Source organism: Candidatus Methylomirabilota bacterium (assembly GCA_036001065.1).
Taxonomy (GTDB): Bacteria; Methylomirabilota; Methylomirabilia; order Rokubacteriales; family CSP1-6; genus MNEF01.
Genome location: DASYUQ010000073.1, coordinates 1 through 9172 on the forward strand (window position 1 = coordinate 1; position 9172 = coordinate 9172).

Here is a 9172-nt window from a genome sequence, read left to right on the forward strand (position 1 = left end):
CAGCGGTCGGCTTTGAGGCTGTGTCGAATCTGGCTATACTATGGCCAGAATGCGGTACGAGGTCGTCCTCGCTCCCGAGGCGGCTAGGTCCTACAGGTCACTGCCGGCCTACCGCCGGGCCGAAGTGCGAGACGCCCTCGAACGGCACTTGCGGCACGAGCCCACCCGGGTAAGCAAGAGCCGGATCAAACGCCTGAGGGGCTTGCGCCAGCCGCAGTATCGGCTCCGGGTGGGGGAAGTGAGGGTATTTTATGACGTCACGCGTCAAGCCGTCGCGGTCCTCGCGATCGTCACGAAGGCCGAAGCGGCCGGCTGGCTCGCCGAGCACGGGACGCCGGGTGCGCCAGGCGGCGCTGGCTGAGGTCAAGGACGACCTGTCGCGATTCCTGCGCCTGGCTGAATCCGAGGAAATCCTCATCACCCGGCACGGGAAGCCGGCTGGCGTGCTGATCGGCTTCGAGAGCGAGGACGACTGGCTCGACTATCGGTTGGAGCACCATCCTGAGTTCCTGCGGCGAGTAGCGGCGGCCCGAGAAGCACTGAGGAGCGGTCGTGGCGTTCGACTCGAGGATCTGCCGTCGTAACGGGCGGTCTAACAGCAGGCTAGAGCGGGCCGCCGCGACGCCGGCCGCTCAGCCTGGACGTTCGGCGCACAAGTGGAGCGAACAGCCGTTGAGGAGCTTAGTGAGTCGGTGCCGAGGCGGGAGACGGATAGCGTTCATGCACGTCCCCGCGGTCATGGCGCTTCTCATCCTGCCTCGGTCCTGGCGTACCAGCGAACGGGTTGCGTTTGGGCATTAGCTCACGTATGGTGAGTGTATGGCGCGTCTGATTTCGACGACGGTTCGACTCGAAGAGGAGGATGTCCGAGCTTTGCAGAGAGCCCGAGCGGCGGGCCACTCCGCCTCGGCCCTCATTCGCAAGGGGCTGCGGGTGGTAGCTTCTCGCTACTACACCGGCCGCCGGCCGCCCTCTACACGCCTCTTCGAGTCGACGGACAACAAACTCGGCGATGAATCTGAACTCTTCCGAGATCTCGAGGCTTGAGCCCGCCGATCGTCGCAGACACCGGCGGACTCCTCCGCGGACTCGCCAGCACGAGAGACGGCAAACCGAGTTTTCCTGAGTACGAGAAGATCCTGACGTCCGCGAGCCTGGTTATTGTGCCCGGACTCGTTCTTGCTGAGGTGGACTACTTTCTCCGGGATAACAGGGTCGCTATGCGGAAGCTCATCGCTGAGATTTTTGATCCGGCGACGCGGTACGAATATGAGCTGCCGTTACCATCCGACATCGTCCGTGCCCTCGAACTCGACGCCAGATTCGGGAAGCTCAACCTGGGGCTGGTCGATGGTACAGTCGTGGCTGTAGCTGAGCGACGGCACATCTACCGAGTGCTAACCACGGATCGCCGCGACTTCGCCGCGATCCGTGTCGGTCCGCGTCTTACACGGGCGCTCGACCTGTTGCCATGACGGCGGCAGAATACTCGTCGTTACCTGCCGTTCTTCGTTGTCTTCCGCGAAGCTCCTGAGCGCCTCTGCGGCGCCCGCCACCTCTGAAAGCCCCCGCAGTTACGCCCCCCGGCGCAGGCGCGGGTCGTAGGCGTCGCGGACGCCGTCGCCGAGGAGGTTCACTCCCAGCACGGTCAGGAAGATGGCGAGCCCGGGGAAGATCGACGTCCACCACGCGGGGTTCATGTAGGGGCGTGACTCGTTCAGCATCGAGCCCCAGGTGGGGATGGTGGGCGGCACGCCGAGCCCGAGGAACGACAGCGACGCCTCGATCAGGATGATGGTCGCCAGCGAGAAGGTGCTGATCACGCTGAGGGACGCGACGGTGTTGGGCAGGATATGGCGCGTGAGGATGCGCGCGGTGGACACGCCGAGGGCCCGGGCCCCGGCCACGAAGTCCCGCTCGCGCAGGGACAGCACCTCGCTGCGGATCACCCGGCAGTAGTGGATCCACCGGTTCAGGCAGATCACGACGATCAGGATCGCCAGGCTCTGGCCGAACAGGGCCATGACGACGAGAGCCAGCAGCACGAACGGGATGGTCAGGAAGATCTCGACCAGCTTCATGATCACCAGATCGACTTTGGCCCCGTAGAAGCCGGCCAGGAGCCCGAGGGCCGTGCCGATCAGCCCGGAGACCAGGAGCGCGGTGAGGCCGACCAGCACCGAGACCCGGGCGCCGTGCAGCACGCGGCTCAGGATGTCGCGGCCGAGGTGGTCGGTGCCGAGGAGGTTGGCCGCGCTGCCCCCGGCCAGCCAGGCCGGCGGCGTGAGCCGTCGCAGGAGGTCCTGGGCCTGGGGCGGCGCCGGCGCCAGCAGCGGGGCCAGCGCCGCGGCCAGCAAGACCACGACGACCAGGGTGCCGCCCACCGCGCAGCGCAGACGTCCCGGGCGCAGGTACCAGGCCGGCCGCCGGTCGGGGACGACCGCCGGCCACGGCGCCGTGGCGACAGCGTCGGCGTCAGTCAAAGCGGACACGCGGATCGATCCAGGCCGACAGGACGTCGGCGGCCACATTGACGGCGACGACCAGCACGATGAAGACGAGCACGACGCCCTGGACGAGCGGATAGTCGCGGTTGCCCACGGCCTGAACGGCCAGCCGGCCGATCCCCGGCCAGGCGAAGATCGTCTCGATGATCACGGAGCCCGAGAGCAGGAACACGAAGAGGAGGCTCCAGGCCGCGAGCACCGGCAGGAGCGCGTTCCACACGGCGTGCCGCGCGACCACCGCCACCTCGCGCAGCCCCTTGGCCCGCGCCGTCCGCACGTAGTCCTGCTGCATGACCTCCAGGAGGTTGGAGCGCATGAGCCGGCTCTGAAAGGCGATGCCGGGGCCGGAGAGCGCGAGCGCGGGCAGGATCAGGTGCCTGATCGCGTCCCAGAACGCGGTCATGTTCAGCGTCAGGACGCTGTCGAGAAGATGCAGGCCGGTGATGGGCGTGAGCGCCACGCTTTCCGAGATCCGGCCCGCCACCGGCAGGAGCTGAAACGCGCCTCCGACGACCAGGATCAGGAGCAGCGCGAACCAGAAGGCCGGCATGGCGACGCCGCAAACGGCCAGCGCCATCAACGCCTGGTCGAGCAGGCTGTGGGCGCGGGCGCCGGCGACGACGCCGAGCAGCAGGGACGTCGAGACGACGAAGAGGAGGGCGAGGCCGCCCAGCTCGAGCGTGGCCGGAGCCCGGGCCAGGATCAGCCTGGCGACCGGCTCCTCGAAGTAGAGCGACCGGCCGAGGTCACCGCGGACGACGTTGCCGACGTAAGCGAGGAACTGGAGGGCCAGCGGCCGGTCGAGCCCCCATTGCCGGCGGGCTTCCGCGCGCAGCTGGGGGCCGGCGTCCGACGGCACCAGCTGGTCGACCGGGTCGCCGGGGGCCAGGTGCAACAGGACGAAGATGAGCAGCGTGATCAAGGCCACGTTGAGGAGACCGGCCCCGATCCGTGTTGCCAGGAAGCGGGTCACCTGGACATTGGAGGGGGCGCGACGCCCCCTCCAATTCCTCCCCACAGCGCAGGATTGCGCCGGCGGAGCCGGCGCTCGGACAGCTGACTCCGCATTGCGGCGGGGACCCTAGACCATGTCCATCTTCCAGAACCAGACGAACTCGCCGCCGGTCGGGATGCCGGGCGGGATCAGCACGTGCTTGCGGGCGCCGATCGTGTACTGCGGGTTGTAGAGGGGCACCGCCGGGCTGTCATCCTGCAGCAGCCGCATGAGCTGGCGGTTGAGGGCGTGGCGCTTCCTGGGGTCGGGCTCGACCTCCTGCTGGTCGAAGAGCGCGTCCACCTCGGGGTTCTTGTACTTCGAGCGCGGGTCGCGGCCGGAGCGGAAGTAGGCCTGGATGAACCCCGAGACGTCCTCGGCCTGGTTGCCCCACGAGATGAAGAACATCGGCATCTCGCTGTTGAACCACATCCGCCGGAACACCCCGGACTCGGTGGGCTTGAGATTGAGGCGCACGCCCACCTTGCGGAGCTGCTCGGCAACGGCCTGGGCCATCGGCCGGTATTCGCTGTAGGAGGCGTAGTCGTAGAAGTCGATGTCCACGCCGCCGGCGTAGCCCGCCTCGGCCAGGAGCTTCCGGGCCCGCTCGGGGTCGTAGGGCAGCGGCTTGAGATCGGGGTCGTAGCTGACCACCTGGGTCGGCCCCGCCAGCTGGCTGAGCCGATAGGCGCGCCCCTCCAGCACCGTCTTGATGATCGTGTCCATGTCGATCGCGTGGTGAATGGCCTGGCGCACCTGCTTCTTCTGGAGCGGGGGCACGATGGGATTCATGAACAGGAAGTGGATGCGGGCGGCCCGCACGGCGTGGAGGCGGACGTCGGGGCTCCCCTCGAGTTTGGCGACGTCGAAGGGCGGTACCTGGGCGATGGCGTCCACCTGGCCGGCGCGGAGCGCCGTCACCCGCGCCGTGGAGTCGGGGATGGGCCGGTAGACGATCCGGTCGATCTTCGCCTTCTCGCCCCAGTAGTCGGGGTTCTTCTCCATCACCAGGCGCTCGTCGCGCGCGTACTCGGCGAACCGGTACGGGCCGGTGCCGTTCATCTTCTTGTGGGCCTCGTCGAATCCGACCTTCTCGGCGAGTGTCCGGCTCATGACGGCCGGTCGCGACTGGATGTAGGACAGCAGCCCCGGCACCGGGTTGCCGCAGTCCATGGCCACCGTGCGCTTGTCGCGCACGGTGACCTTATCGATCATCACCACCAGGGGCTTCTGCCGGAAGGCCGTCTTCTCCTTGAGGATGCTCTCGAAGCTGAACTTGACGTCCTCGGCCGTGAAGGGCGAGCCGTCGTGGAACCGGACATGGTCGCGGAGGCGGAAGACCCAGGTCCGGCCCTTGTCCTCGACGCTCCACGATTCGGCCAGCACCGGCTCGAATCCGCGCTTGTCGTAATCGAACCGAACCAGCGGCTCCAGGATGTTGTTGTCGAGCGTCTCGAAGACCGCGTGGTTGACGAAGTAGGGGTTGAGCTGGCCGATGTCCTCGTTCTTGCCGTAGACCAGCGTCTTGCGGCCGGCCTGGGCATACACCCGGCCCACCGGCGCCAGCGCCGCCAGCGCGCCCGCCGCCGTCCCCGCCCTGAGGAATGCTCGCCGCGACAGTCCTCGTGTCATCGCCGTGACTCCTCTCGCCCGCAGTTCGGTGGCGACCGCCATCAGGCCAGGTGCTCGGCCATGAAGTCCGCCACCAGCGGCCGGTATTTATAAATGATGTTGTTGCAGACGTGATTGCCCTCGGGGTAGCAGACCCACCGCTTGGGACCGCTCGCCTGCTCGTAGGTCCGGTAGGGGTCGGAGGGCGGGATCAGGTTGTCCTTCTCGCCGTGCACGATCAGAAGCGGCGCCCGGATGTTCTTGGCAGGGCCGTCGAGCGTCGCGCCCCTGGCCTTCTGCCGCACCTCCGCCTCGTCCTTGGCGCCCCAGATGTGGCAGAAGCGGCGGAGATGGTGCTCGTTGAGGAAGTCGCGGTCGCCCAGGCTGTGCAGGCCGCCGCAGGAGGCCACCGCCTTGAGGCGTGGCTCGAACGCCGCGCAGCGGGGGGCCAGGTACCCCCCCAAGCTGACGCCGCAGATGCCGACCCGCGTGCCGTCGACGTCGCCGCGGCCCAGCAGCCAGTCGATGGCGGCGGTGGCCGTGACCTCGAAGTCCACCCGCATCTTCATGCGGTACCACGTCTCCCCCTGCCCGGGACCGTCGAGCGAGAGCGTGGCCAGGCCGCGCTGGAGGAAGAAACGCTCGAACGTCGCGTGCTCCTCCTTGGCGGAGTCGAGACCGGAGATGAACAGGACGACCGGCGGGCGCGCCACGCCGCGCGGCTTCCGGAGATAGGCCGGCAGCGTGATGCCCTCCAGCGGGAACTCGACGCGCTGGCCGGGCGGGTCGAGAGTGGGCAGCGCCTTGCCGTAGCACTCGACCCTCTTCCGGTGACCGGCGGCGTACTCGTCGAGGTCGTGGATCCAGCAGAAGACGGCGAAGTGGTAGGCGATAGCGGCGCGGTAGTAGGCCTCGCCGGCGGTGACCGCCTGACCCGCCCGCTCCGCCTCCACGGCCAGCGCCTCGTGCTTGCGGCCGAGCCCCATCCAGGCCCCGTACCACTGGTCCCATTTCTCGAGGGGCTCCACGGTCCACTGGTAGTCGTTCATGTCGACGCCGTTGTTGACGAACCGCGGCTTCCAGCTCTTGATGACAGTAGCGAGGATCTCATCCGGCATCGGCGGGCTCCTTGGCGCTGCGACTGTGACGAGGTGGATGGACTCTAGACAGCGCCGCTCAGCGTGTCAAGCGGCCCGGTGTCTTGACATCCAGGGTCTAACTCCTCGACCGTGAGACCCGCCCTGCGGATCAGAGCGCGAAGCAGACCGGGGCCAGAGCAGACGGGCAGACGGGTCACGTCGCGGGAGTCTCGACCTCCACTTCCACGACGTCGAGAGCGACGGGAAGGCCCTGGGCTCGGCGGGTTTCGAGGCTCGCCAGGATGGCTTCACGGACGTTGCGGAGCGCCTCATCGATCGTCCGCCCCTGGGAGACACAACCGGGGAGCGCCGGGCATTCGACAACGACCCAGCCCTTCTCGTCGCGGTCCAGGGTGACCAGGAACTTCATCGGTGTCCTCCGTCTTGACATCCCTCTCGCCCGCGCGATAGTGCTGCGGGGTCTCCTTGCACTGAGGTGAGCCTGATGGCGCAGACCGTCTTCGAGGCGTTCATGGCGACGGCCGCGGCCGCGCCCGACAACGTATTCCTCTGCGCGCCGCCCGCTCCCGGGCGCGCCTGGCACCCCGATGGCGTCGAGTTCACCTACGAGCAGACCCGCCAGGCGGTCCTGGCGCTCTGGGAGCGGTACGCCTCGGCCGGCTACGGCCACGGCCACCGGGTGGCGCTGCTGCTCGAGAACCGTCCCGAGTTCTTCTTCCATTACCTGGCGCTCAACGCGCTCGGCGCCGGCATCGTCCCCATCAACCCCGACTACCGGCACGACGAGATGCTCTACCAGATGGAGCACTCGGAGGCCGACCTGGCGGTCGTGATCGGCAGCCGCGTGGCCGATCTGGAGGCCGTCGCGCGCGAGCGCGCCAAGCCGTTGCCGGTGGTGAACGCCGAGCGCCTGCCGTCTTCGCTCCCGAAGCCGGGGCCGGCGCCGCGGGCGGGCACGCCCGGGCTCGACACCGAGACGAGCCTCCTCTATACCTCGGGCACCACCGGGCGGCCCAAGGGCTGCATCCTGAGCAACTTCTATTACCTCAACGCGGGCGCCTGGTACCGCGACCTCGGCGGAATCTTCCGCATCGAGTACGGCCGCGAGCGCATCCTCAACCCGCTGCCGCTCTTCCACATGAACGCCCAGGCGGTGACGGCCACCGCCGCCATTCTCACCGCCAACTGCCTGGCCCAGCCCGAGCGCTTCAGCCCGAGCCGGTGGTGGAAGGACGTGGTGAGCGCGAAGGCGACGATCATCCACTACCTCGGCGTCATGCCGCCCCTCCTGCTGAACCAGCCGGAGACGCCCGAGGAGCGCCAGCACCGGGTGAAGCTCGCCATCGGCGCCGGCGTGGAGCCCGAGCTCCATCCGCTGTTCGAGAAGCGCTTCGGCTTTCCGCTGATCGAGGTGTGGGGGATGACCGAGACCGGCCGCATCTATGCCGACAGCCACGAGCCCCGCCAGGTCACCACGCGCGCGTTCGGCCGGCCCCAGGGCGGGCTCGAGGCTCGCGTCGTCGATGACAGGGGCCATGAGGTTTCGCGCGGGAGCGAGGGGGAGCTGCTCGTGCGCTGGGACGGGCCCGAAGGGCCGCGCCACGGCTTCTTCTCCGGCTATCTCAAGAACGCCGAGGCCACCGAGGAGGCCTGGCGGGGCGGCTGGTTCCACACCGGCGACGTCGTGCGCCGGATGCCGGACGGCATGCTCGTCTTCGTGGACCGTAGGAAGAACATCATCCGGCGCTCGGGCGAGAACATCGCCGCGGCCGAGGTGGAGGCGTGCCTGCAGGCTCACGAGGCGGTCGCGCAGGTGGCGGTGCTGGCCGTGCCCGACGAGGTGCGCGCGGAAGAGGTGATGGCCTGCGTCGTGCCGATGGCCGGCCTGGCGCCGGACCGTGCGCTGGCTTCGCTCTTACAGGACTGGTGTCTGGCGCGCCTGGCCTACTTCAAGGCTCCCGGCTGGGTCCTCTTCGTCGACCGCCTGCCCACCACCGGCACCCAGAAGGTCCAGAAGACCCAGATCTTCCCCAAGGGCGAGGACCCGCGCCGGCAGCCAGGCGCCCTCGATCTGCGGGAGGGGAAGAAGCGGCGGTGAGCCTGCCCCTCATGACGCGCAGCCTGGTGATCGGGGTATAACAAGGCGATTGACGTCAAGGCCGTGATCGGAGGTCAAGATGGCAGAGCATCTCACGTTGCGTTCAGCGAATCCTGCGCTGAAGGCCGACACCTTCAGCAGAGTGCCGAGTGTCTCCCGCGAGGACGCCATGACGATCGGGGGAACCGTCAACAAAACGGCCCTGGCGCTTTTGATTCTGATCCTCACGGCAACCGGGACCTGGAACCTCGGCATCGGCGACTCACGGCTCTGGGGCCTGATGGTCGTTGGCGCCGTCGGGGGCTTTATCGTTGCGATGGTTACGGTCTTCAAGCAGACCTGGGCGGAATTTACCACACCCGTGTATGCAGTCTTGGAAGGCCTGGCGCTTGGCGCAATCTCCCTGGGATTCGAGCGCCAATACCCGGGAATCGTGAGCCAGGCTGTCTTCTTGACCTTTGGGACCCTGGGCGCGCTCCTTCTCGCCTACCGTTCCGGGCTCATTCGCCCGACCGAGAATTTCAAGCTTGGCGTCGTCGCCGCCACCGGCGGCATCGCGATCCTTTATCTCCTGAGCTTCACAGTTGGCCTGTTCGGCGTCTCAATACCCTTGATTCACTCGAGCGGTTTGCTGGGCATCCTGTTCAGCGGTTTTGTCGTCGTCCTGGCCGCGCTGAACCTCGTGCTCGACTTCGATTTCATTGAGGAGGGAGCAGAGCGGGGGGCGCCAAAATACATGGAGTGGTACGGTGCCTTCGGGCTGCTGGTAACGCTCGTCTGGCTCTACTTGGAAATACTGCATCTCCTTGCCAAGTTGAAGTCGAAAGACTGATCCTTCTCGCTGGCACCGCAATTGAAGGAC

Annotated in this window: 9 protein-coding genes; 4 read left to right on the top strand and 5 right to left on the bottom strand. The window is 67.6% G+C overall.

Annotated elements, in window-relative coordinates; translation table 11 throughout:
- Positions 1–338 precede the first annotated feature (338 nt).
- Both VGV13_06175 and VGV13_06180 read left to right on the top strand, forming a co-directional pair.
- Entirely contained in the window at positions 339–584 is a 246-nt protein-coding gene (locus VGV13_06175; protein ID HEV8640668.1) for a type II toxin-antitoxin system prevent-host-death family antitoxin, read from the top strand.
- A gap of 459 nt (positions 585–1043) precedes the next feature.
- Positions 1044–1475, top strand: a complete 432-nt coding sequence (locus VGV13_06180) for a PIN domain-containing protein (GenBank protein ID HEV8640669.1) — start codon at positions 1044–1046, stop codon at positions 1473–1475.
- A gap of 99 nt (positions 1476–1574) precedes the next feature.
- Here VGV13_06180 and VGV13_06185 read toward each other — a convergent pair whose 3' ends face one another.
- The 5 genes from VGV13_06185 to VGV13_06205 form a co-directional block, all read right to left on the bottom strand.
- The gene (locus tag VGV13_06185) at positions 1575–2492 is read right to left on the bottom strand and encodes an ABC transporter permease (GenBank protein ID HEV8640670.1); all 918 of its coding nucleotides are present in this window, start codon (positions 2490–2492) and stop codon (positions 1575–1577) included.
- Entirely contained in the window at positions 2476–3480 is a 1005-nt protein-coding gene (locus VGV13_06190; GenBank protein ID HEV8640671.1) for an ABC transporter permease, read from the bottom strand. The genes VGV13_06185 and VGV13_06190 overlap by 17 nt, the downstream gene beginning before the upstream one ends.
- Positions 3481–3588: 108 nt before the next feature.
- Positions 3589–5133 carry an ABC transporter substrate-binding protein gene (locus tag VGV13_06195; GenBank protein ID HEV8640672.1) on the bottom strand — a complete coding sequence of 515 codons (1545 nt, stop codon included), beginning with the start codon at positions 5131–5133 and terminating at the stop codon, positions 3589–3591.
- A 41-nt stretch (positions 5134–5174) separates the two neighbouring features.
- Positions 5175–6230, bottom strand: coding sequence for an alpha/beta hydrolase (locus VGV13_06200; GenBank protein HEV8640673.1), 1056 nt, complete (start codon positions 6228–6230; stop codon positions 5175–5177).
- Between the two features lie 175 nt (positions 6231–6405).
- On the bottom strand, positions 6406–6621 hold the full coding sequence (locus VGV13_06205) for a type II toxin-antitoxin system HicB family antitoxin (GenBank protein HEV8640674.1): 216 nt from the start codon (positions 6619–6621) through the stop codon (positions 6406–6408).
- 75 nt (positions 6622–6696) lie between these two features.
- On the opposite strand from VGV13_06205, the gene VGV13_06210 reads away from it, so the two are divergent.
- Positions 6697–8310: an AMP-binding protein gene (locus VGV13_06210; protein HEV8640675.1), complete on the top strand. Its 1614-nt coding sequence runs from the start codon at positions 6697–6699 to the stop codon at positions 8308–8310.
- Between the two features lie 97 nt (positions 8311–8407).
- Complete coding sequence (locus tag VGV13_06215) at positions 8408–9142, top strand: Bax inhibitor-1/YccA family protein (GenBank protein HEV8640676.1); 735 nt, start codon at positions 8408–8410, stop codon at positions 9140–9142.
- The last annotated feature ends 30 nt before the right edge of the window (positions 9143–9172 follow it).